The sequence below is a fragment of the Peribacillus frigoritolerans genome, assembly GCF_004358755.1.
In the GTDB taxonomy this organism is placed as follows: Bacteria; Bacillota; Bacilli; order Bacillales; family Bacillaceae; genus Bacillus_P.
Genome location: NZ_SMZY01000011.1, coordinates 1 through 24,738, shown reverse-complemented (window position 1 = coordinate 24,738; position 24,738 = coordinate 1). Strand labels below are relative to the sequence as shown.

The window sequence follows — 24,738 nt, the reverse complement described above, 5'->3', positions numbered from 1 at the left end:
TTGTTTTTTTAACTCGACAATCACATTCGTGTACTTGTTTTTTTCAAAGGCCTGTATGACCTTCGGGTCCATCTTCCCTTCCATTGGGGTTGGATTCGATCCTCCGTTTTGAACCGCACCGCCTTTTACAGGAAAGATGGTTCCTAATAAAAGAAAAATCATTAAAATAGCTACTAAATTCCGTTTTCTCCTTTTTAACCCTTTCATTTGAATCCTCCTTGTATAAACGTTGTAAACACATCATTCAAAATTACTATAAATTCTGAAAATACAAATCATTCACTTTCTTCTTTTTCTAGCTAGTTATTTGTCTAGAAATATCTGTTTTAATAAAAAATTAACGGCCTCTTAGTTCAAAGATTACTGAATAAATCAATTCCTAATTTGTAAAACATCGCTGTCTTTTAATATCTTTCATTCTCATAATCAACCTGTTTGTCCCAATTAACAAAATAGCATAAGGAAATCTTGAAGAGAGAGAGACAGGATCTAAGATGATGTGAACTCCTCTCAATATTAAATTAGTTAAATCTACTTAATGGTTTATAACTTGATTCAAATCCCTTCTTTAGAATTTATAAACTACTAGTCACAATAGTATTAGTATTCTGAAATGTTAACAATACAACATTTTTGATCGTATCAATCAAGAATATAAATGGATAATAAAGGATGATCAGTCCATATAAGAAATAAGCTTTTTACTATTGCTAACGATGTGTTTTTTTATCCCTTAACAGCGTTCTTAAACAACTATATTTGTAATGGAACATCTTAACAGCAGCTGACATCAGACTTTCAATTACCGAAAAGAGCAGTTCTCACTGCTCTTTTAAAATATATTTGCTTGTTAATAATTCTTTATTATGAAAACTAAATGATAAGGAATTGTTGAACAACTGAAGGCAGAGATAGAGCAAAATCGATAGGTAAACACATGGGTCGTCCTTCACAACCAAAAAAGAACAGAGAAGAAGCGTTACAACTATATAATAGTAGAAACACGAATGGAATAAGTGTGAAAGACATTGTGACACCCTAAATTGGGATTGTCCCGATTGTTGAAGATTGGAAAATGCGAAAAGCTGTAATAATAGCACCTTTTCTAAAGGACCTCCATAGTTTAAGTACACATAAAAAAGAGCTGCCCTCAGCAGCTCTCGCATAGATTTTTTTGAAGTTCATTATAGTAAAAATATAGTTGAGTCATCATTATAAGCAACAAAAATTCTAGGTTGTTTGCACGTTTCTTTTAATTTCCACATATAAAGTTGCTTTAGACACACCAGTGACGAATCACTCACTTACCGAAAAATCGCGATTAAATTTGACGGAATACATCAGCACATAAACAACAATGAGTGCCGCAACCAAGTTTAGCACGATCAGCGAAAAGTTTAAATTGAAAAATTGAGTAAGCGCTCCGACTCCAATAACCGGAACGATAAATCCAGAATATGCGCAAAAATAAAAAGCCGAAATGACTCGTGGCCGCGCTTCTGGTTCCGGTAACTGTCCGGCAAATCGTAACGCAATTTGAAAAGTCCATCCGCCGCCGATAGCCTGGATGATAATGCCTGTCCAGAGTAATGCCAAACTTGATGTAAGACCAGAAGAAACAATAACCCATGACCCGATTGCAAGAAGCAGGGTGCCAAATCGGATACGTGTAACTGGATGACTCGGCCAAGGTATGAATTGAGCTAAAGCCGCTCCACTGAGAAGCACGAAAATGATCAATCCAGAAACGGAGAGGTTAGAAGTATGAATGACATTTTTGACGAAAGTAGGAATAAGGGAAAACGCTATTCCTTGTATTGTGAAAACAGTAAAGATAGGCAATCCGACCATTGACCAAAAATGAGAACGAATATTGCTAGGTACACCAAGTGATATCTTCGTTTTTACACGTGTTTGCTCAAGGGAAACAACATCTTTTGGAATTGTTTCCAGGATGATGAGCGTAATAATGAGCAGGACGAGCAGAATCCCAAATGGCAATCGAAGTGGCTGAAGCTGTAAATATTGCAAGATTAACCCTGCGATAGCTGGTCCCAGACCAAAACCAACGAGAATCGTGACTCCCGATAACTTGATAGCTGTACTCACTTTATTTGGAGGAGTTAGTTTCATGAGAAAAGCAACAGCTGTACCTGTAAAGGCTCCGTATGCAATACCCTCCAGTAACCTGGCGACATAGAGCATCCAGTCATCTATGCTTCCCAGGAAGAATAAGGTAGATATGATAGAAATCCATATGCTGCTGCGAACAACCCTCTTTAATCCCCAAGTGCTACCTTCGTTTCCAGTGACAAGCAAAGTCGGCAACAGGAAAGCAGCATAAATGGCAAACAAAATCGTGATTTGCAAACTGTTCATTTGATAAGTCTCACTATACAAAGGAAATAATGGAGTAATAAAGGTAGCCCCACTCGACATCAAAAGAGAAACCAATAACATTCTTTTCATTACAGTAATCCCTGCTTTCCATAATCAAATTATAGATACACTGATTTTTTACGATAATGGAACGAAGATTTAAACATTTTAACTGCACATTAAACTTATACTCATTATCAGATTTCTCACTTACTAGTAGATAAGTTTTTGAAATAACAGGTTCTCACGAGTTTTTAAGAACCGGTTTATTTGGTTTAGTATAACAACGAATACATCATCGACTAGAACACTTAGGTATAGTAATAATCCCAAATGTTGATTCTTTGTCAGATGAAGTTTCAGTGATTTTTTTAATACCTTCAATGTACGACGCCCCAGCCCGCATCCAACGATTTTCATGTATTTAGAAAGAATTACTGATTCATGAATAATCAAAAATTTTATTGACAAACTATAAAAAGAAATTGGATCTTTAGGGGGTATAAAAATGAACGTAAATGAATTAGGTTCCCTTTGGTACTTAAAATCTAGTTCAAACATGATCAATTTATTAATAAAATATCTTATTGAAACTTCAGAGGATACTGATTTAAAGAATATTTTAAATGAAATGTATAAAATTTCTACATATCAAGAACAAGAGGCAACTCAATTATTGTCTGAAGAAGGTTATAAAGATACACCGTTCTTCAGTGAAGATGATATATATAGTTCAACAGCAAAGCTATTTTCTGACCAATTAATTATAGAAATCTTAAAGCATATAACGAGTAATGGATTGCGAGCGCTAGCTGTTCAATATGTTGAATTAACAGATTATAAAGTAAAAAATTTTTATAAAAAACTGCTCAATGATGTAATTCAATTAGATTTTTCTTTATTAAAATTACTTGATGAAAAAGATTTATTACAAAATAATTCCTTCTCTTACAAAAAAGCAGATGAAAGAGATGGTAAACTATTCAAAGTTGCATCAACTCAGCGACGGCCACTTAATGCGGTAGAATTGGCAAATATGTTCAGTTCCCTTCAATGTAACAATGTTGGGGTTGCTCTTTGTATCGGTTTTTCTGAAGTCGTAGAGGATATGGACACAAAGAAATTTATACTAGAAGGGAAAAAGTTAGCATTTTATCAATCAGCCTCTTTATCCGATATCTATAGAGAAAATGGAATTCCAACTACAACTGGACTAGAGGCTCACGTTAATAAAGTAAAGAAATCACCTTTTTCAGATAAATTAATGGCAAACTTAATAATGTTCCTAAATCCAGTTGGTATAAGCAATCTACAAAATGCAGTGGTATCCAGTTATAAAAAGGATCATATAGATTCTTTAAAGGAACTAATCAAGTTGGTTGAAGACTACTCAGAGAAAGGGCTGAAGTTATTAATAAGGAAAAATTGGTTTAATGAACCACCAGTGTCTAATTGGTCACATAAATAGAAACGGTGGCATCTACGTCTTGCAAACCATCGACTAGGGGAAATATCAGGCCTGGAATCTGTAGCAATGACAATTCGTTTACCATAAAACTTCGTTACCATTAATTTGATATGATGCGTGTCCCGGAATTGACCGTGTCCGTGATACACGTCCACCCCCATTGAGCGAAACCGTTCCGAGCTGTCGTGATGTTGAATGGCAGCTTTGGCTCCCTGGACTCTTTAGAAAGCTTCATAGTAATCGGCTTTCCCTTTTAGCTCCAAACCAAATGTACTGCAGCTTTCTTTGCCAAATGGAGCTCCTTTGCCGCGGTAATCAGTGCTTTGGAAGGAACACACCCGGTATGCATCAGTCTCCTCCAGATTCAGGTTCTTTTTCTATCAATGAACCCTTACGGTTAGTCCTACCGATCCACCGCCAACAATTTCATAGCTTTTCAAAGTAAGCTTTCTTTCCGTTTATGAATCTTTAACCATTCGTTTTTTAAGAAATAAAGGAATCAGTGTGACAAGGATAAACACGGCTGCTGCAATGATCACGTATAGCGTCTTTCCTTGAAAAAAACTGGAACCGAGAAAATTATATGCAAACGTACCAGGAATGATACCCAAGAGTGTACCGAACAGAAATGCCCAAAACTTCACTTTCGAAATACCTGCCGCGTAGCTGACTAGATCAAAGGGGAATACGGGAATCAGTCGAAGCAGCAAAATATAGAGAAAACCCTTCTCCCATAATTGTGTTTCAAGCTTTCTCCATTTCTCCAACCTTACACGAAACAGGTTTTCGCCTAAAACTCGGGCTAACCCAAAAGATAGCACTGCGCCAAGCGTGGCGCCAATGACAGTATAAAAGGTGCCCCAAACCGGTCCAAAAGCCAATCCGCCTGCTAACGACATGATAGAGGCTGGGAACAGGATCAAAGGACGTATTGTGTAAATAAGAATAAACAATACGGGAGCAGCCCAGCCACAGGATAAAATCCAACCCCTTATCTCTTCGGGAGCCAGATGCAAAACATTATGATTAAACCACACTAACCCCACTACTACTGCGATGCACAATAATGAATTGATCAGCCATGATTGTCGTTTCATTCTAATCTCCTCAAATGCTTTTCTACTATTGTTTATTTTCAAATAAAGCAGTCAAATATAGTATTTTGACTGCTGTTTTTGTATTGCATGTTTTTTTTGTTTCAGCACTTGCAGCATTGCAGCCTCAACACCATTATGGTTGGATAAATGCGCCGCAGTCGTAAGAATCAACTCTCCAAAATTTTCAACTTTTTTCTCTGGTACAGATTCATCCAGTCTGTTTTTCAACGTATTGTAAATATGTTCGCGTTGTTCTTTAATCAGAGCGATCATGGTATCCCAATCAGGCAGCTGCTCAAGCTGTTCTGCATTCCATTCTGTTGCCTTCGTTCCATAGAAGAAAAGTTCATGGTACTTTTGCGGAAGGGTTTTTGGTTGTGCTGCAAGATCAAACACATGAAACTCAGTAACTCGAAGAACATGCCCTAAATGCCAATAAAGGCTGGTGTTAAAACCTTCAGGGACTACCATACGCTTGTCCTCAGAACATTTTGAAAGCAGGTCTAGAAATCTATCATGTTCAACATTATATAAGTGATATACAAAATCTCTTCTTATTTTTATATCTCCTCATGTTTACAGTTATAATTTAATCATGAAAAAGTAAAAAATATTGCAGGTACTATTTTTTAAATAACTTCATATAATCGGTATATCCATTTTCTTCAAGCTTGCTTTTCGGAATAAACTTCATAGCCGCTGAATTAATGCAGAACCGCTGTTCGTTAGGGTTTGGCCCATCATCGAACACATCGCCCAGGTAGGAATCAGCATTACGGCTTTTAGCTACGGTTTTCCTAGAAAGGAATCCTCTTTCCTCTTTCAATACAACATTGTTTCCATCTATAGGCTTTGTAAAACTAGGCCAGCCCGTGCCTGCATCATATTTATCCTTGGAGCTAAACAAAGGCTCACCTGAAAGAATATCAACGTAAATACCTTCTTCTTCATTGTCCCAATATTCGTTTTTAAACGGCAACTCATCTGCGCCCTTCTGAGTTACGTTATATTGTAGTTTAGTCAGCGCCTTGAGCTTTTCTTCTTTGTTAAAATCGTCACTTGTTTTCAATTCGCTACCCCCTCTAAAATTATCCAAATGATTACAATTATATTTTTTGTCATGAAACTGTTAATGATACTGCTGGTACTATTTTTTGAACAGCTTTAAATAATCGTCATATCCACTTTCTTCAAGTTTATCTTTTGGAATAAACTTCAAAGCCGCTGAATTAATGCAGTACCGTAGTCCTATTGTTTTCGGTCCGTCACTAAACACCTCACCCAAGTAGGAATCAGCATTAAGGCTTCTTGCAGTGGTTCTCGAAGAAAGGAACCCGCTTTCTTCTTTCAATACAACATAGCCTCCATCGATAGGCTTTGTAAAACTAGGCCAGCCTGTACCTGAATCAAATTTATCCTTGGAACTGAACAAAGGCTCGCCAGAAACAATATCTACGTAAATACCATCTGCTTCATTATCCCAATATTCGTTTTTAAATGGCGTCTCATCTATGTCGTTTTGAGTTACGTTAAATTGGAGTTTAGTCAGCGTCTTTAGCTTTTCTTCTTTGTTAAAATCGTTATACGTTGCTTGCTTGTCGCTATTAGTTGCTTTTTTGTAACTAATTTCCACTTCGCGTTCTTTCCCCCAAGCATCATCCAAAAATTCATCACGCCCGGATAAAAGCTCACTCATTTGGTAGCTTAACGGACTTTTTTCATAATAATTTTGATGTTCTGACTCGGCTTTGTAAAAAGTTGTTGCTGCATCGATTTTCGTTACAATCGGTTTTTCAAACCGCTTTGAACCTTCTAACTCTTTTACAGATGCTTCGGCAGCCTCTTTTTGTTCATTGTTCGTGAAAAAAATACCGGATTCATAAGGGGTCCCGCGATCACCAAATTGACCGCTTGCATCTGTAGGATCGATATTACGCCAGAAAGTCTGAAGCAACTCGTCATACGATACAACATTAGGGTCATAATGAACTTCTACTGCTTCAAAATGTCCCGTAGCTCCGGAACCGACTTCATTAAAGGTTGGATTTTTCACGTGCCCTCCCGTGTAACCGGTATATACACTCTCAACCCCTTTAAGCATTTCGAATGCCTCTTCCATATGCCAGAAACAGCCTCCAGCAAAAATAGCAGTGCCAGTATACGAATTCGAATTTTCACTAGTTAAAGTATTTTGAGCCTTCGCTATCTCGGCTTGTTGATTCGAACCGTAGAAAGAAAATCCAGCAAGTACTACTAGTGCACTTGCTATCAAAAATAATGCACTTATTTTCAATTTCATTCAAAGTCAACTCCCTATCGGAAATCGTGGACGCTACTAATACCAAACACTAAATCCTCAGGTAAAATAATTTCGGTCCAATTCGTTCAGCATAACTGAATAATTCCTGATTACACAGCAGGTTTTTTCTTCTCGAATTATATAATTCCGTATGCGATTTTGGTGGCTTTCACCTCCTTTTCTTACACTTGCATAATAACAAGAGTCGACCGGATCCTGATTCTGTAATAATGTATTTCCAATATTATTTAAACGCCAAGGCATGATGAAGTTCACGCTCCATTTTTCAATTAAATTATATTACTGAAAAAACTTACTAACTAATAGGTAAGTTCCGCTCCCAAAAACCGATCTTAAGATTTTCTTAAATTAAGGTTTATTTGATCTATTACTCCGGCTAGGATATCATCGCCCAAAGCACGTCGGTATAATAATGCTCCCTTAATGCTAGATAATATAGTTACCGCCACCGATTGTATGTCATCAGTATCGTTTAAGATTTTTTCAGTTTGGGCCTCTGCAACAAGTTCTTTCATTATCGAGAGTTCTAATCTGCTGACTTCCTCAATTTTTTTTTGTACGATATCTGGTAAAGAATTAAAATCCGTCTGCAATGAAGAAATTGGACAAATTTCAGTACATTCGAACCGTTCAGCCTGTAGAATGAACTTCTTTAGCTTCTCTTCCACCGAACCCGATGCATTAATCAATAAAAAGGTTTGCAAGCTTTTCGCAAGATGTTCGGTAATGGCAACTCCTAAATCCTCCTTCTTTTCAAAATGATAATGAATACTTGCCTTGGTTACGCCAAGTTGTTTAGATATGTCATCATAGCTGAACCCTACATATCCTTTTTTTTGAACTAATTTTATTGCTAAATCAATGATTTGTTTTTTTCTGTTTTCCATATCCGAATATTAACTTACTAATAGGTAAGTGTCAAGTCAAAGTCCTCAGGCGAAATTAATTTTCTTACCTCAAAAAATCAATTTAAATATGTTATATAAGAACTTATCTCACTCTTTTCTTAAAAAATGTATCTATAATCGTTTTTACAATAAAAAGGAATGGAATATAAACATAAATAAATCCGAACCCTACATCAGACGTAAAATTACTAAGCTTTTCTATACTTTTAAGTTCCTTTAAGTTTATTGAAGTAATAATTAATATAAAGAGAAAAAGCCCAAGTGAAACTTTAGGAGGAACTGAAAAAGTTCTTTTTGCTATTCTTGTACACGCCCATAATGAGATACATAATGGAGGGATAATTACGAAAACCCAAATAAATATAAATACATACTCAAACCTTTCCATGAAAGAAAATTGAACGATTTTCACCATCATCAGAGTAGCCCACGGTAGTTGTTGTATTACCTCTTGATTAAAATAAAGAAATGATACAAATGTTATAATTAAATAAACAATAAGAGTATATAAAGTTCCTAAATGCGCCCATTTAGAAATTCCCTTTGGATTTTTAATAAAAGGATAATACATTAAAATCCATTCAAAACCTAGAAATAAAAATGTGGAAGCTTTGGCGGAAAGCAGCAGCTCCCCGAAAGAATGGCTGAAAACCGGCTGTAAATAAATAGGATTCATATGTTTTATGGGGAAATAAATTAGGACAAATAAGAAAGATGGTATAACCACCCCCCAAAAACTAAAACCAGCTAAAATACGAAAACCACTTGATACTAAGTAATAAAGCGTAATTCCAAATATGATGCAAAGCTGCCAGGTTTTTATTGTAGGATAAACCCAAATCTGAATTACCTCGATGTAAGTTCGAAAAACTGTTAATGTAGCTAACCAAAAATACACTAGTGCTAAAATAGACACTAAATTGCCTATTCTCTTTCCAAAACAATGTAAATTAACAGCTACCAAATCATTGTTATTATCATCTAACAGCTTAAAGATAATAAAGAGTATTATATGAATTGTAACTCCAGATATAATTAGAGAAATCCAAGCATCCTGTTGAGCAACCTTACTAATTTGGCTTTGGAAGCTTAAAATACCAATACCAGTCTGTGAAGCATGGATTAAAAAGAATGTAAAGAAAGTCGAAACTTGAAATTGTTCTTTTACTTTAATGTTCACTATTTTCCAACTCCAGCTTGTCTAATTATAACTTTTGTATTAACTTCGAACGTCATTTTAGGATATATATTTTCATAAAAATTATTCTCTGACCAGTTTTTATGTTTAGTCCTATGTATTCTACCTAAACCAACAGGATCCACTTCATTTGCTTGGAAAGTCCTAAGAAGTGATTCAGCTTCGCTTGAAATTGATTTCTGTAAGCTATATTTAAGTGATGTATAATCATTTTCTTTTTTCAGAACAACCCAATCGGGTAATCCTTCAAGTTCTATATTTAGAACAAGGTTTATTTTTACCTTTTCTTCATGATTTTCATTAATAATATTTGTTTTATGTTTTCCATAGAGAGTCTCTACTCCAATATTGGTATTATGATCATTTTTGTTTAGATTAAAATCGTATGTGCCTCTTTTGTTTTTATCGGTCAGTAACTTCAATAATAATGCCTCTTTATCGGATATCTTATATTGCAATTTATTCTTCTTAAAAATCGCCATCCCATCAACTATAATCTTTCCATCAGAATCTAAATTAAGGTTTGGAAAGTACATATCTATCCCGCTGCCAAAAAATTGATCATACATTGTATGAAGGTCAGTATTTGGAATTCCTTCATTCCCCATACTTTTGTCAAGTAAATCTATTAAGTAGAGTGGACTCTCATTAAGTGTTTTTTCAAGGACATCCTTTGAAGAGCCACTTGAAATTGCAATCCTTGCAATGCCATACTTTGGATCTTTGCAGATTGCGTCTAACATTTGTGATAAACCATATCTACTAAGTTCATCCCCGAAAATAATTACCCTCACTTGGCCCATTTCGACATTATATTGAGATTTATGACCGAGCTCCATTTTCAAACTAGATGGGTTCCTAGCATTTGCCGTAATTAAGGAAGAATTATTTTTCTGAGCATAATTAGGATACACAACAACTCCCTTTAACATGCTATTTTCTCTATCGAATCCAACATAATGCATTAATGAAACCTCATCAACAATACTTTTGGGTATACATCCCGATAGGAAAAAAAATAGAACAACACAACCAATTCTAATTAATGTGTTATTCGTCATTTATATCCTCCCTTTTTTCATTCCTCTTTTTAGGAATATATTTTAATTTTTTTTCAGTTTTTAAAAAATCAGCCCTTAAGTTTAATTTTTCATAAGATGATCTAATAAAACTGTCGTTAAAACTTTTGATTCGAAATGGATATAAAGGAACCATGTAAGGGGTATCAAAAGACTTTAATTTAAACAAATGACATAGCATTAATATAATACCTAACATAATACCCAACCCACCTAGAATGGATGACATAACAATGAATGGAAATCTTAATAATCGAATGGTGTTAGACATAGTTACAGTTGGTGTCGTGAATGAAGCTAGAGCTGACAGGGCTACAATTATTAACAAGATATTACTCGTTAGTGATGCCATAACTGCTGCTTGTCCAATTACAATACCTCCCACAATCCCCAATGTTTGTCCTATCTTTGTAGGTAAACGAGCTCCTGCCTCTCTCAATAGTTCGATTGTTACTTCTAAAAAAATCACTTCCAATAAAGGTGGAAACGGTACATTTACTCTGGACTCAATTATTGGCCCTAATAAATCCACTGGTATTATTTCGTAATGAAAAGTTACTACCGAAACATAGAGCGATGAAGAAAATATCGAAAAGAAGATACAAAGTATACGAATTAAGCGGAAGAATGAACCAATAACCCAGTTATAATAATAATCTTCTGACGAGACAAAAAAGTCGAGTATTGTAGAAGGTCCTGAAATTGCGTAAGGCGAGCCATCACTGAATATAACTACCTGACCAACAGTAAGAGCATAAGCAATTCTATCTAACCTCTCTGTAGATAAATAAAGAGGAAAAGGAGTATTAGAATTATCACTAATTATTTGATCTAAAGCCGTCGTATCCCAGACAATATCAAAGTCTATTTCATTTAGTCTTTTTCTGGCCGTTTCAACGTGTTTTTTATTAGTTACTCCATCTAGATAGACAATCATGATTCTTGTTTTGGACATTGTGCCAAGAACTAATTCTTCAGTAACAAGTAATGGTGATTTTACTTTTCTGCGCAGAATATTAATATTAGTATCTAAATTTTCAACAAAGCCCACTTTAGGTCCAATAACACTAAACTCATTTTCTGAATCATTAAATTGCCTAGCACCTTTAGATAAATTACTTATATTTATTAAAAGACATTCATCTAATGTATTATCAAACTTAATCAATACGTAGCCATTATGAATCTTATCTTCAATTTCTTTTACATCATTAGTTTTAACTACATCCTCAAGAGGTAGATTGTTTTGGAATTTACCTATATCTAGAAATGAATCTTGATTCTTTTCGTATTCAGTAATATATGGAAGCAAGACTCGCTGCATTGTCTCACCGTTAATTAATGTATTAAAGTAATATATGAATATCACGGATCCTAATACATGTTTTTTTATTTCTGTAAAGTCATTGGATTTTCTAGCACAAGTCATCACATCATTAAATGTATTGTTGTTTACTATGGGCTTCTGATCATTTTTTTTCTTAAACATCCATATGTTTCTCCCTATATAGTGTCGGCATTTATCATACTTACTATCAAAAAATGTATTCAAACTACTTTAGATTCTTAATTCTTGGTGTGACATGCTTTTAGCTGGAACATTCTTATCTTTTATCAAAGCAAATGTAGCATTAAGGTGATTGTCATTAAAAGTTATTACAAGTACATAGAAAATTCTCCAAAAGTAAACTATATTTTTATTTTCCTTAAATTATTATTCCACTTTGTTAAGCTTATTATTTGTTTTTTTCTTCTTTAATGATTTTTTAATCTAATTGAAGTTTTATAACTAATTGAAATATAGTTCACCCCAACTGTCTTATCTCTAGTAGTATGCAAATAAAATGATCACGTCTATGTAACAATGGAGGTATTCGAGTTACTCATCGGTTTAAAAGATAAAAGAAAATTCAGAAGGAAAAAGTATTTGTTTAGAAACTGAAGAATATGACATTTTTATTGAGGAATGATAACTGGAATTCGCAAAATCTCTGTCTTTAAGCAAGTTTCTCAATAAGGTATTACATAAAAAAGCGCAATCCATATTCTGGGATGTGCGCCGGTTTAATATTACATTATCTCTAAGGACAATAGTTATTTAATTTGTTTAATTCGCAACATTTCCCATAGAAATAGAAATCCTGTTCCAGTTATTAATTTGATTGATTAAAATAACAAGATTTACATATTCCTTTTCATTGAAATGTTCCCGTACACGATTATATAGTTCATCAGGAACACGCATATTCGAAATCAAAGTCACATGTTCAGTCAGCTCTAGAGCAACCTTTTCTGCATCTGAGTAAAACGTACATTCTTGCCAAGCACTGATACAGTATAAGCGCTGCTCTGTTTCCCCCATTTTTCTAGCATCAGCTGTATGCATGTTAATACAGTATGCACAGCCATTTATTTGAGATGCCCTAATTTTTATAAGTTCACGAAGATTACGGTCAATTCCTGAAGTTTTGGTATATTTCTCCATTTCCATTAAAATTTTAATTGCTTCTGGTGCTACATTATAATAATCAATTCTTTCCACTCTAATGACCTCCTAAATATATAATGTGTTTTTATGAATTAGTTTCTTATCTGAAAAAATAGCGCAAATTTGTCGCTAGTTAATCTAATGTTTATAATTTTGCGATAAATGCGTGGCAGCTTCTTCAGCTTCTTTGTATGCTTTTTCTAAAATCTCATCGTGATTCAGCACAGCTGTCCCTTGGACCCTAATTATTTGATAATCTTCAAGTCCCATGAAGTTGAACATTGATTTCAGATATTTATGAGAGTATTCAACTTCAGTATACCAATCGTTATTTGTGTACACTGCTCCGCTTGCTTGTATAACGAGTATGCTTCGGCCATCTTTTAATAAACCCACTGATCCATTTTCCGTGTATTTAAAAGTCTCGCGAGCAATAAGAATGTTATCCATATAATCTTTTAGCTTTGACGGTATGTTGAAGTTATGCATTGGCATAACGATGACATACTTATTTGCGCTTTTAAATTGATGTAATATCTTAGTCATGCGCTCAGTTATTCTTTGCTCTTCATCGGTAATCTGTTCACCTTTTGCTAGCTTTCCCCAAGCACTTAAAACAGTCTGGTCTACTGAGGGTACATCTACACTGTAAAGATTAATTTTTTCAATTTTCTCCGTTGGGTTTTTTAGTTCCTTATAAACCTTCAAGAAATGGTTGAATACCTGCAAGCTAAAAGAAGATGTTGAATCAACATTCGGATGAGCATTAATTATAAGCATTTTATCCATTAATAATTCTCTCCTTTAAAGTAAATAGTTGAATACTTATTGTCGACTTATTTAATCGACGATTAACTATATCGATAATATACACGTTTGATTCACTTTCGTCAAACCCAAAGTATGGATGTGCTTAGAAAGGAACTGTTTGACATTGGAATTCAATACTCCTAAGATTATATTAATTACTATTTAGACTAGGAAGCAGGTGTTAACATGCAGTATAGTGTTGGAGTTGAATATGGCCTGCATTGCCTTGTTTATTTAATTGATATTCCACCAGATTCAAGTATCGGAATTAAGGAGCTTTCTGACTTTCAAGGGATTTCAGAGACATATCTCTCAAAGATTTTCGGCAAATTAGCTAAGGCAGGTATCGTAAGTTCAGTACCAGGTGTAAAGGGTGGTTATAGATTAGCGAAGTCACCAGAAGAAATTTCTTTTTGGGATGTAGTTGAAGCAGTTGAAGGGGAGAAGCCCATATTTCAATGCAAAAACATAATTAATAATGGCTATCTGTATCGAGATAAAGAATGTTCTGCCTGTTCTTCAGGTCCTTCCTTTTGCACAATTAACTTAGTTATGCTCGAGGCAGAAGAAAGTATGCGGAATTTTTTACGTAAAAAGACATTATCATGGCTGAATGAAGAGCTAGATCGAGCTTTACCTAAACAAATACGGAAGGATACTAGTGCATATTTTTCAAAGAGTAAAAGGTAATATAAATATGTTTTAAAATGCTTTTAAGGAATTTACAGAGAGATTTAGCGGTACGCATTTCTGTTACTTGAGGAGATTAAGACCTTAATAATAGGGAGAGCCATCAAAAAAAAGCTGAAGATTGTCTTCAGCTTTTTTAAATTAAGGTGTGGAAAAGAAGAGCACTGGCATAACAGCAATAGCAATGCCTGTACTTATTTGCGACCCTATAACTTACCATTTCTTATATACATATATTCCCATCACATTTATACGTTTTGAAGAAAACAAGAACCCCCGGCTTCATATCACTGAAAGATACGGATTTCCTCAAAAAAATTAAGGATATTAAATACATAAGGTAAAGTAGAGACCCATTGAACATAGCTTTATTCTACTTATTTCTCAACATAAAAACGATATATAGATTTATTTCACCAATTCCTTGCTATCAGATATTTTAATAACTTTTTCTATATAAATTTGATGCCAAAGCATAAATATTAATATAGTCCATAACTTTCGGCTGTAATCAGCTTTATCTTGGCAGTGATCTTCAAGCATCTTAAGTATAATAGTCTTATTTAACAGATGATTTGTATCACTTGAGATAATTAATTCTCGTGCCCAATCAAACATTTCATTTTTTAGCCAGTGTCTTATTGGGACAGGAAAACCAAGTTTACGGCGTTTAAGCACACTATCTGGAACTATGCCTTTCATCGCTTCCCTTAAGGCATATTTAGTAGTCCCATTAGTAACTGTTAAATTCGGATGCAACCTTGATGCAACCTCGAACACTTCTTTATCTAGAAAAGGGACACGCAATTCTAATGAATGAGCCATAGTCATTTTATCTGCTTTTACTAAAATGTCCCCTCGTAACCATGTGTGCAAATCAATAAATTGCATCTTGTGTACATCATGATAGTTTTCCGATTTATTATAGAGAGGTCTAGTAACATCCTGATAATTAATCAATTTGTTGTAATTTGTCAGAAGACTTCTTTTTTCAAGTTCACTAAACATTTTTGCATTCCCAATATATCGCTCTTCCAAACTCATTGAACCACGTTCAATATAGTTTTTCCCTTTTACCCCTTCAGGAAAAATTTTCGCTAATGCAGTTAGGCCATTTACTAATACACTTGGAAGTGAAGTAAGATGACGTAATGAATTAGGTTCATGATAAATGTTGTATCCTCCGAACAATTCATCTGCACCTTCCCCCGATAATACAACTTTGACATGTTTGCTTGCTTCCCGTGCCACGAAATATAGTGGGACAGCAGCAGGATCTGCCACAGGTTCATCCATTTGCCAAATAATTTTCGGTAATTCTTTCAAAAAATCTTCAGGTTGAACTAAATAATGAATGTGTTCTACGTTTAATTCTTCAGCAGTTAGAATAGCTAAATCAATTTCACTAAATCCTTCCCTTTCAAAACCGACTGTAAATGTCTTTAAATTTGGGTGGAATTCACTAGCTAATGCAACAATTGAACTTGAATCAATTCCACCTGATAAGAAGGCTCCAACAGGTACATCTGCACGCATATGCTTTTTCACTGAATCGCGAAGTACATTCTGAATTTCTTTTTTAGCGGTACTTAATGAAATATTTTCAGGATGGAAACTTGGCTGCCAGAATGTCTTGATTTCCATTGGTTTACCCTGTTTTTTAATAAAGTAGTGACCTGGTTGCAATTTCTTTATATTTTTATTCATTGTAAAAGGCTCAGGTACAAACTGATAAGTTAAATAATGATGAAGACTTTCAGCGTTTATTTCTGGTGTATTTTTCATGTAGGTTATACTTTTCATTTCAGATGCACAATATAGTGAAGAACCGTCATTTAAATAGAAGAAGGGTTTTATACCAAAGTGATCTCTTGCTCCAAAAAGTTCTTTTTTGTGTTTATCCCATATTAAGAAACTAAACATTCCTCTCAAATCTTTGAAAGATTCTTCTCGTTTATGGCTAAATAAGGAAATAACCACCTCTGTATCTGATTGAGTTTTAAAATCGTAACCTAATTCCTGTAATTCTTCTCGAAGCTCGATATAGTTATAAATTTCTCCATTAAAAATTATCCAATATCTTTCATTTTCATAGGAAAGTGGTTGATTTCCACCTTCTATGTCAATAATACTTAAACGTCTAAATCCAAAACGAACATAATTATCAACAAAATACCCACTATCATTTGGTCCCCTGTGACTGATAATCTCTGTCATATTCTCCAAATGTTGAATCTCATTAGTTGTAGCTATTTTTGAATCACTGACTATATATCCTATAAACCCACACATTCTATTTCCTCCTACAAAAACTAAAAGCAACTCTAGGTCGCTTTAAATTATCCGTTATCTGTAAATGTTAGTTTCTAAACTTATATCATCAGTACGCAAAAAGAATACTCTAAATGATATGTTGAAGCTGCCTACCATAGTAGGAAGGGCACCAAAAATACTTAAACTGAGAATCGTTAATTAAGGATATTTTTCAATAATATTCCTCATGAAAAAAATAATAATAAGTAACAGTGGCTGGTTGGGTCTTGATGTTAACGATACTATGGGAACAACTTACGCGATTCATGGCAATAATGATCGCATTAGAATGGATAATATAGACATAAAATGGATATTTAATAGAATAAAAGAAAATACAAATGTGGTAATAGTAGATTCATATCATCCGTTTGAGACGATCTCATACAAATGACGGCATTTAAAATTCGAATAATTAAAAAAAATATATACAAATACATCATGATTACCAGTGCTGAAAATGAGAATATTCCAAATCTCTTGTACTTTTTCTTTTGGATATTCCGGTAGTTGCTTTTTAATATTTTTTTCGAAATATTTTTGGGATTAGAAAAATTACTAAGGTTATTATAGCTATTTTTAAGTTCATTTAGCCTTTTAATAATCTTACCATCGTCCATAAACCACCCTCCTTCGCATTACATATAACCACAGATATTGTCGAATTGTTGCATGAGATTAAAGATATTTCTTTTTTTCTTTTAAAACTTGATTAATTAAGGTTAAAACGTAAAATCCTTCGTCCCCTAGAACATGTCGTTAAGTAGTTTATCTAATTGTTCACTTCATAAATGGTTTTATTGGATCTGTGAATCTTTATAAGCAACTTTAATAAGTAGCCGTTTATGTTTTTTGAGTAACTCTGAAAAAGCAATTTCATTTCCTATCTCAGCTTTTACGACTGAGTTAATAAAAATTCCCCCTTTCTTCGCTCTTTATTCTAGATGATTTGTTACTTGATTACATATTTCAACAGTTTGATAAAGCATGGTATTTAAACCTTTAAATAGCTAAACCCTATACTAAAAACATGACTTTATTTCACTGATTTGTTTTAGATTACTTTATTTGTACATTTATATTTCAAGAATGATGAGGTTTAATTCCCTCCCTAATTTTTACAACTGGGTCAGAGAAACGGAGTTACACATAGATAAAAATAAGAGAAGACAGCTTGTCTTCTCTAGATGGAAATACTATACAATTAATACAGTGGTTCCATTTGGAATAGCCTGATATACCCATTTTAAAAAAGATACCCCATCAACCCTATTGAGCCCCACCAATACTAGGGTTTAATTGAAGTCCGCGAGAAACAATCCATTATTTGTTTCACTTGTAAAGTTTTGTTCTGTGATATTTACAATTGTCATATCAATCATTCCAATTTTCCCGAATAAATTGTGCTCTTCCAGAACCTTCTTTGTAATTATTATAGTGGAAGGAATGTTTTTTATAATAGTGTTGATGATCTTCTTCTGCAGGATAAAACACAGATGCTTCTTTAATTTCTGTTACAATTGGCTTTTGAAATTTTTTACTATTTTCTAATTTTTGCTTAGATTCTTCTGCCAAATGTTTTTGCACCTTATTATGATAGAAGATAGCTGTTTTATAGGACTCCCCTCGATCATTAAACTGACCATGTGCATCAGTCGGATCAATTTGCTGCCAAAAAAGCTCTAACAGCTTATCATACGGAAAAATGTTCGGATCGTATGTGATTTGGACTGCCTCATAGTGGCCAGTTGTATTAGAGCATACTTCATCATAGGATGGATTGTCCTTATGCCCCCCTGTATAACCAGAAACTACTTTTATAATGCCAGGTAACTCATCAAACGGTTGAACCATACACCAAAAACATCCACCAGCAAAAGTAGCTAATTCATAATTTTTTGACATAAATATATACCCCCAATTAGTAATTAATAGAAAGACACCCCCCAATAATGTGTAAGGGTGCTGAAGAGACCTCATCCTAAATTTCTTTTGGTGTTTTTTGCTTTTCTCCAAATGGTTCGTATTATTTAGATTAACAAAATCTATATTTGTATCCTTTTGTAAGAAAGCGCTCCATTCAAGTACCTTCCTTTTGACCAATATAATTTCTATTGTTTGCCATTAATTCTCAAATATACATATTTACAAAATAGATATTGAAGTACATAAAAGGCCGTGAATAGTCAATTTATTCAAACATTAAGAAGGGCAGTCATAACAACTGCCCTAAACTAAACTATGGTTTTTGTAAATATTCTTCAAGGGTGATGCCCAGTTGGTGGATTTTATTAGCATGTTCAACACCAACGTATCTTAAATGCCATGGTTCATAGTTATAACCTGTAATATCTTCTTTCCCTTTTAGATAACGTATGATAAAACCATATTTATGTGCATTCTCAGCTAGCCATTTACCTTCTTTTGTATCTCCGAATGCCTCAGTAAGTTCATAATTAACTTCTGGTGATGTTACATCCATGGAAAGGCCTGTCTGATGTTCACTCTGTCCAGGTTTTGAACTGGTTTTATTGGCTATTTCTTCCCCTTTTTGTTCAGCGTTAAAAGCAAAAATAGAATCTTGAGTATCATACGAGCGGTAACCGGATTGAGCAAGAAGTTCTAAACCCTTATCTTCAGCCACCTTAAACAACACTTCTAATGAAAGTGCTGCTTCTTTTCTCATTTTTTTCTTTGGCAGGTCCTCTTTAAATGGAAACGGTACATCTGGTGTAACTAAATCGGTTGGCTCATAATCTTTCGGTAAGTTTCTTTCCTTATTCGCAACGATTAATAAATCATCCAGATTTTGAACGACTGCCTTTCCATCGGCTGAGACTGTCACTGTTTCTTCTAGCCAAGGGAGGTCTTTCTGAGTTGGCTCCTCTTTAGACGGCTTCTCTTTAGATGGCTCCTCTTTTGATTCATCTGGGTTGGGTGTCGGTTGATCGTACAGGATTTCTTTCCATTTCTCTTCTTGAGCTGTTTCAACATTAAAAAAGGCATTCCATTGTTTTTCAGCCCAGTCAACCGGTTTGCATCCAGAAAGGATTAGCACTGTTCCAAAAATCACTGAAGATAGAACATATTTCCTCAAAACACAATCATCCTTTAGTTTGTTTTATCGTCTTCCATCTAATTCTTAAATCGTGTACGTTACTAGTTCGATATTGCCACGAGCGTTTCTCCATGTTAATTTCCAGTACATAGCCGTCGCTCGCATCCTTGCCGAATTTAAAGATATTTTATCTATTCTTATTATTATCATTAACTTACTAACTAGAAGGTAAGTTAATGGTGAATTTTTGACGGTTCTATCTAAGTAATATCAAAGAGTAAATGATGCTTACCATGCAATCATAAGTGTAATTCAAAAATATTTGTTAAACTTCCCAATCACACCTTTCGATAATTTTCTAACTGGAAATTCAGGAACATTTTTTAAAATTACTTACTAGTAGGGAAGTTTCACTCTCAAACAACCGACCTTAAGATGTTTTTTGGTTCCGTACCTCGATTAATATATGATCATACAAATATCGTCCGTATAAAGTTCCCATAATAAAGAAAAATAAAGCTACCGCCACCGATTAAATGTTATCAGTATCGTTTAGGATTTCTTAGGGCCCTTGCAGCAAGTTCAGAATAGTTATATTTAAGTTGCTATATTCCCCATTGCAATAGAAATTCTATTCCAACTGTTAATTTGATTAATTATTAGTACAAGGTCCACATATTCTTTTTCACTGTAGTGTTTACGCAGGCGGTTATATAATTCATCTGGTACACGCTTATTCGGAATCAATGTCACATGTTCAGTTAACTCTAAAGCTAATTTTTCTGCATTTGTGTAAAATGTGCAGTCTTTCCAAGCACTAATAGAATCTAAACGTTGTTCTGTTTCTCCCATTTTGCTAGCATCTTCTGTATGCATCTTTAAACAATATGCACAGCCGTTAATTTGAGTTGCACGAATTTTAATAAGCTCACGAAGTTTACGATCTATACCTGTAGTTTTCGTATACTTCTCCATTTCCAACATTAATTTAAGTGCTTCTGGTGCTACTTCGTAATAATCAATTCGTTGTTCCATTTATTAACCTCCTAAAAAATAATTAAAGATAAGTGAAATCGACGATTAACTTAATCTTAAAAATAATCTCCTTATGGCGGTGTTGTCAAAGGTATTTTTTGTAAGTTTGACATAAAAAATAATACTTCTAAGAGATACTTATGTAATATATGTCATGTAATGGAGGCATTTCAGATATGCAACATAGTGTTGGAGTATAGTACAGTCTTCATTGCCTTGTTTATTTGATTGATATACCTCCTGATTCAAGTAAAGGTATTAAAGAACTCTCCATGTTTAAAGGTGTCTATGAGACATACCTTTCAAAACTCCTCGGTAAACTTTCAAAAGCAGGTATTGTTAGCACTGTACCAAATACAATGGGCAGTTATAGATTAGAGAAATATCCCGTTTACATTACTTAAATATCCATAAAATGGTCTAATTAACTAAATTCCAAATCTACCATATACCCCTAAGATTTCTGTAAATTCATTTTAAAATTAAACTCATATAATATACATTCGAAATAATTTACAATTTTTTATTAAATCCCTTTTTTATTATATTTCAAGGATTCCTATGAACTTCGTTGATAGAAAAATAGATAATAAAATCGTTCAAATATTCTAAAACTAACAATCTTTTCTCTAATTAAAGAGACAGTTCACCTATACTTAAATATGTGAACTGTCCCAAATCAAACTATAACTTTTTCTTTGACTTAATAAATATCAAAATGTACAACAATCTACATGAATTGTTTTTCACTACATGTTTCCAGCTTTATCAGTCGCCACTACGATAATAGTATTGTTCATTTTTTTCAGTACATCTCGATGATGGACAGCACCTTTTTAATCCACTTCTGCTTCTAACCTTCTTCTAAATGGCCTTTTATAATATCTATGGTAAACTTAGGATTCTTCTAATCTAAAGATGTTGACCGGAGAAGATAGATCTGTACTTCTTTCTTTTTCCAAGGCTGGTGCGTTTAACGTATTCAATCCATTCTTCAATTTAATCGAGATGTTGACGGTACCGTCCTGTTTGCTGCTTCAGGATTCTACATTTTTGCCGTTATTTTGAAATCATAGCCATGCTTGCAGGGATTGCTGTCCCCTAATCCGGCAATAACCGGAATAGGGCGTGAGAGATTTTTATTTGGTTTCATAGGAAACGACAGAGCGAATCATCGGATTACCCGCACCTATTGCTGCAGGACCAACTCCATCCATTGGATTAGCACCACCACCAGTTACTTTATACCACGGCTCTCTGGATTTCCACCATAAGCGGTCTGTGAACGAGCTGTTATCATAACCAAGGGTCGGCACATTTGGAGACGGAGCTTGAGTGCTGAATACAAGGAAATATTCCTTCGGTACGTAAATGGAGTAAGGGCTAAGATCTACTCTGACCCAGCCAGGAACGACATCCGATTTTGCAGGAATGGATTCCGTTAATTTCTTTCCAGGCCCTCCTTCAGGCCCAGTCGCATCATATACATCCACTTGAAAATTTTTCCCGCCTGGGGTATACCAGCGTGGGTCGATATAAAATAGGCCGGCAGTCAGTAATGCTTGTTCCTGTCCATCCTTCAATGACATTTTTAATGCGGCCTCGTCTAGTCCAGTGACCGCATAGACACTTTCAGCTGAGCCATCATCATAACTGATGATTTCACCTTCTGTACCGATATAAGGTTTTAACTGTATATCGATTGAACGAATGGTATTGCCCTTAATTTCTACCCGTTCCCGGTAGGTATGAAAATAGGGGGCACTTACTTCAAGCGTATATGTTCCTATAAAAGGGTTAAGCGAGTATTTGCCGTTTGCACCTGTTTTTACCGGGGCGACAGCGGCGTCTTCAATGAGTTTCACCGTGGCTCCCTTAATCGTTTTTTTGGATTCGCTGTTCTTGACTGTTCCCTTGACGATGCCTTTTTCTAATGGGGATAACTGTATATCTACGTTGGTCGATGCATCTTTCGTTACTCTCGCCATTTGAATCTTTTGCTTAAAGCCATAGGCCTCGGCTTGTAGGTGGTATTCATCTGCTGGCAGCTTCATGCGAAAGCTGCCATCCGTTGGATCGGTCGCTAAAAGCCTACCATTTTCAACAATCTGTATGTGCGCGGTAAGTGGGATGAGAACTTGTTTTTCATGGGTGCCTTCCAGCCTTGCAGCCTCCTCTAATGATTCAAATGCAGTCGTTGATTGGGAGGGTTGATAGACGTCGCCGGAAGGCTTGGCTTCTATGGCCACATCATCTAAGTACCACCCTAAATTTGTTTTCACACTGTCTGAATGGAGGCGGTAAGCTACATATATCGTTTTCCCTGAGAAGGAAGACAAGTCGACCGAAACGGCTTCCCATTTTGTCTCTAAATGCCCTTCGTTTGTTTTCGCCACATGCCAGTTCTTCATGTCTTCAGAAACGAGCACTTGGCCGTAATCATCCGCCCCTACCAAAAACGGAAATCCAAAGGTCTGTTTAAAGTTAAGGAATATCGCTTGTCCTTCCTTGACCTGGATCGGAGGCATAGTTAGCATGGATTCCTCGTTATTGTTATAACTCCAGTAATCGAGACCATTTTCGAGATTTTTTCTCCAGTCATCGTTCGTGGTCGCGTACACATTGGTCCCAGAAGGTGCATTCAGGTAATGCACCATGACCTTCCCCCAATTCCACGAACTGCTTCTACCGGTACTGGACCACCCGACAGGTGTTGTTTCAAAGTCTGTTGCATACCCGACCGACAGCCCTTTCTTCAGGGGTAGGCGAACAGGGACGGTTTTCGTACTGTTTCCGGCATAGTCCGTAATTTTCCAGTAATACGTCATTTCTTTCCCCCTTACTTGTTCTAAAGGGAGTTCACTTGAATAGGAACCGCTTTTAAAGGTGCCTTGAAAAAGTGTGCCTGTTGATGTTTGCGCGGGTGCTCTGTCGATTTGGTAATGAAGTTCCACCGCGGAAACGGCAAAATCGTCAGAGGCTTGTACAGAGAGTTTTAAAGGCGCATTCGCATAAGCATAGGGAAGAGGCTCATGGCTGGCTGCTGGTTTCTTTTTATCGACAGCTTTATAGCCTACTGTTCCTGCTAGACTGCCGACGCCGTTAGAACCGCTCTTAACCATACCTGTTAGGTCAAGAATCCCTCTCCCATAGGCGTCATTTGGGGAAGATGGATATTTTGAATCGGATAACGGAATCAATCCGGCATATAAGGTTTCTTTCAGCTTGTCGATCGGCATGTTTGGCTGCATTTGCTTTAAGATGGCAATGGCGCCTGACACATGTGGTGCAGCCATGGAGGTCCCCGATGACAACCCGTATTCGTTATTTGGGAGGGTTGAAAGAATCGCTTCCCCCGGTGCAACCAAATCCGGCTTTATTTCACTGCCGCCATACGGAGAAGGCCCCCTTAAGGAAAACCATGAGATTCGGTTGGCTGAATCCGTTGAGCCAACTGCAATGGTTTCAGGGTAATTAGCTGGATTGGTTATAGAACCTGGCCCGACGGGCGTCCATTCACTGTGGTTCCCTGCGGCAAAAACCGGTGTAATATCGGCAGCCACCCATGCCTTCACAACCGATCGAAACCATTCATTCAAGGTAGAACTGCTACTCCATGAGTTATTAATAATGTCCGGTGCCATCTCAGGATGAGGAGTTCCCTTTTCATCCCGTGGGGCGAGAAGCCATTCTCCTGCTTTTAGCAAGTCTGTATCCAGCGCGCCGTTTTCTGAAAATGCGTTAACTGCAATCCAGCGTGCCCCTGGTGCCACTCCGGTACGCGTGCCTGTTTCCGGGTCATAACCAACCATGGTCCCTGTCACATGTGTACCATGTCCATGTAAATCAATTGGAGCAGGACTATCCCCAACCAAGTCCAGCCAATTGAAGGTGT

At 35.6% G+C, this 24,738-nt stretch carries 18 protein-coding genes and 2 pseudogenes; 3 read left to right on the top strand and 17 right to left on the bottom strand.

Features of this window, described 5'->3' with window-relative positions; translation table 11 throughout:
- Positions 1-207: hypothetical protein (locus E2R53_RS22695; protein WP_133313925.1), on the bottom strand; the 207-nt coding region annotated here is incomplete at its 3' end.
- Positions 208-1,296: 1,089 nt separating this feature from the next.
- Positions 1,297-2,460 (bottom strand): MFS transporter, encoded by a 1,164-nt coding sequence (locus tag E2R53_RS22690; protein WP_286166396.1) that lies wholly within the window; start codon positions 2,458-2,460, stop codon positions 1,297-1,299.
- Between the two features lie 427 nt (positions 2,461-2,887).
- On the opposite strand from E2R53_RS22690, the gene E2R53_RS22685 reads away from it, so the two are divergent.
- On the top strand, positions 2,888-3,847 hold the full coding sequence (locus E2R53_RS22685; RefSeq protein WP_133313923.1) for a DUF3231 family protein: 960 nt from the start codon (positions 2,888-2,890) through the stop codon (positions 3,845-3,847).
- A 458-nt stretch (positions 3,848-4,305) separates the two neighbouring features.
- On the opposite strand, the gene E2R53_RS22680 is transcribed toward E2R53_RS22685, so the two are convergent.
- The 10 genes from E2R53_RS22680 to E2R53_RS22635 all read right to left on the bottom strand — a co-directional run bounded on the left by E2R53_RS22680 (position 4,306) and on the right by E2R53_RS22635 (position 13,726).
- Positions 4,306-4,944, bottom strand: coding sequence for a TVP38/TMEM64 family protein (locus E2R53_RS22680; RefSeq protein WP_133313922.1), 639 nt, complete (start codon positions 4,942-4,944; stop codon positions 4,306-4,308).
- 51 nt (positions 4,945-4,995) lie between these two features.
- On the bottom strand, positions 4,996-5,502 hold the full coding sequence (locus tag E2R53_RS22675) for a DinB family protein (protein ID WP_286166395.1): 507 nt from the start codon (positions 5,500-5,502) through the stop codon (positions 4,996-4,998).
- Positions 5,503-5,566: 64 nt separating this feature from the next.
- Positions 5,567-6,013, bottom strand: coding sequence for a peptide-methionine (R)-S-oxide reductase MsrB (msrB, locus tag E2R53_RS22670; protein ID WP_165971074.1), 447 nt, complete (start codon positions 6,011-6,013; stop codon positions 5,567-5,569).
- A 78-nt stretch (positions 6,014-6,091) separates the two neighbouring features.
- Positions 6,092-7,243: a peptide-methionine (S)-S-oxide reductase MsrA gene (gene msrA, locus E2R53_RS22665; protein WP_133313919.1), complete on the bottom strand. Its 1,152-nt coding sequence runs from the start codon at positions 7,241-7,243 to the stop codon at positions 6,092-6,094.
- 353 nt (positions 7,244-7,596) lie between these two features.
- Positions 7,597-8,151, bottom strand: coding sequence for a TetR/AcrR family transcriptional regulator (locus tag E2R53_RS22660; RefSeq protein ID WP_133313918.1), 555 nt, complete (start codon positions 8,149-8,151; stop codon positions 7,597-7,599).
- Positions 8,152-8,254: 103 nt separating this feature from the next.
- Positions 8,255-9,352: a GerAB/ArcD/ProY family transporter gene (locus E2R53_RS22655; protein WP_133313917.1), complete on the bottom strand. Its 1,098-nt coding sequence runs from the start codon at positions 9,350-9,352 to the stop codon at positions 8,255-8,257.
- Complete coding sequence (locus E2R53_RS22650) at positions 9,352-10,431, bottom strand: Ger(x)C family spore germination protein (protein ID WP_133313916.1); 1,080 nt, start codon at positions 10,429-10,431, stop codon at positions 9,352-9,354. Before E2R53_RS22650 ends, E2R53_RS22655 begins: the two co-directional genes overlap by 1 nt.
- Positions 10,421-11,938: a spore germination protein gene (locus E2R53_RS22645; RefSeq protein ID WP_133313915.1), complete on the bottom strand. Its 1,518-nt coding sequence runs from the start codon at positions 11,936-11,938 to the stop codon at positions 10,421-10,423. Before E2R53_RS22645 ends, E2R53_RS22650 begins: the two co-directional genes overlap by 11 nt.
- A gap of 618 nt (positions 11,939-12,556) precedes the next feature.
- Positions 12,557-12,991, bottom strand: coding sequence for a carboxymuconolactone decarboxylase family protein (locus E2R53_RS22640; RefSeq protein ID WP_286166393.1), 435 nt, complete (start codon positions 12,989-12,991; stop codon positions 12,557-12,559).
- Between the two features lie 84 nt (positions 12,992-13,075).
- Entirely contained in the window at positions 13,076-13,726 is a 651-nt protein-coding gene (locus E2R53_RS22635) for an FMN-dependent NADH-azoreductase (protein WP_133313914.1), read from the bottom strand.
- Between the two features lie 207 nt (positions 13,727-13,933).
- On the opposite strand from E2R53_RS22635, the gene E2R53_RS22630 reads away from it, so the two are divergent.
- A complete protein-coding gene (locus E2R53_RS22630; RefSeq protein WP_133313913.1) occupies positions 13,934-14,437 on the top strand; it encodes an RrF2 family transcriptional regulator in 504 nt (167 codons plus the stop codon).
- 408 nt (positions 14,438-14,845) lie between these two features.
- Here the strand turns inward: E2R53_RS22630 and asnB are convergent, their stop codons facing one another.
- The 4 genes and pseudogenes from asnB to E2R53_RS22610 all read right to left on the bottom strand — a co-directional run bounded on the left by asnB (position 14,846) and on the right by E2R53_RS22610 (position 20,843).
- The gene (gene asnB / locus E2R53_RS22625) at positions 14,846-16,729 is read right to left on the bottom strand and encodes an asparagine synthase (glutamine-hydrolyzing) (protein ID WP_133313912.1); all 1,884 of its coding nucleotides are present in this window, start codon (positions 16,727-16,729) and stop codon (positions 14,846-14,848) included.
- 1,398 nt (positions 16,730-18,127) lie between these two features.
- Positions 18,128-18,655: pseudogene (gene msrA, locus E2R53_RS22620) on the bottom strand (peptide-methionine (S)-S-oxide reductase MsrA); the annotation flags it as partial.
- Between the two features lie 334 nt (positions 18,656-18,989).
- A complete protein-coding gene (locus tag E2R53_RS22615; RefSeq protein ID WP_286166392.1) occupies positions 18,990-19,847 on the bottom strand; it encodes a M15 family metallopeptidase in 858 nt (285 codons plus the stop codon).
- A 558-nt stretch (positions 19,848-20,405) separates the two neighbouring features.
- Positions 20,406-20,843 (bottom strand): carboxymuconolactone decarboxylase family protein, encoded by a 438-nt coding sequence (locus tag E2R53_RS22610; RefSeq protein WP_133313910.1) that lies wholly within the window; start codon positions 20,841-20,843, stop codon positions 20,406-20,408.
- 176 nt (positions 20,844-21,019) lie between these two features.
- Here E2R53_RS22610 and E2R53_RS22605 point away from each other — a divergent pair.
- A pseudogene (locus E2R53_RS22605) lies at positions 21,020-21,232 on the top strand (Rrf2 family transcriptional regulator); the annotation flags it as partial.
- Between the two features lie 750 nt (positions 21,233-21,982).
- On the opposite strand, the gene E2R53_RS22600 reads toward E2R53_RS22605, so the two are convergent.
- On the bottom strand, positions 21,983-24,718 hold the full coding sequence (locus E2R53_RS22600; protein WP_165971073.1) for a S8 family serine peptidase: 2,736 nt from the start codon (positions 24,716-24,718) through the stop codon (positions 21,983-21,985).
- Between the last annotated feature and the right edge of the window lie 20 nt (positions 24,719-24,738).

Excerpts from the sequence above, each read along its gene's own strand:
- E2R53_RS22660 (WP_133313918.1), bottom strand. The coding sequence starts at position 8,151 with ATGGAAAACAGAAAAAAACAAATCATTGATTTAGCAATAAAATTAGTT.
- E2R53_RS22630 (WP_133313913.1), top strand. The coding sequence starts at position 13,934 with ATGCAGTATAGTGTTGGAGTTGAATATGGCCTGCATTGCCTTGTTTAT.
- asnB (WP_133313912.1), bottom strand. The coding sequence starts at position 16,729 with ATGTGTGGGTTTATAGGATATATAGTCAGTGATTCAAAAATAGCTACA.
- E2R53_RS22680 (WP_133313922.1), bottom strand. The coding sequence starts at position 4,944 with ATGAAACGACAATCATGGCTGATCAATTCATTATTGTGCATCGCAGTA.
- E2R53_RS22650 (WP_133313916.1), bottom strand. The coding sequence starts at position 10,431 with ATGACGAATAACACATTAATTAGAATTGGTTGTGTTGTTCTATTTTTT.
- E2R53_RS22685 (WP_133313923.1), top strand. The coding sequence starts at position 2,888 with ATGAACGTAAATGAATTAGGTTCCCTTTGGTACTTAAAATCTAGTTCA.
- msrA (WP_133313919.1), bottom strand. The coding sequence starts at position 7,243 with ATGAAATTGAAAATAAGTGCATTATTTTTGATAGCAAGTGCACTAGTA.
- E2R53_RS22635 (WP_133313914.1), bottom strand. The coding sequence starts at position 13,726 with ATGGATAAAATGCTTATAATTAATGCTCATCCGAATGTTGATTCAACA.
- E2R53_RS22690 (WP_286166396.1), bottom strand. The coding sequence starts at position 2,460 with ATGTTATTGGTTTCTCTTTTGATGTCGAGTGGGGCTACCTTTATTACT.
- E2R53_RS22610 (WP_133313910.1), bottom strand. The coding sequence starts at position 20,843 with ATGGAACAACGAATTGATTATTACGAAGTAGCACCAGAAGCACTTAAA.
- E2R53_RS22645 (WP_133313915.1), bottom strand. The coding sequence starts at position 11,938 with ATGTTTAAGAAAAAAAATGATCAGAAGCCCATAGTAAACAACAATACA.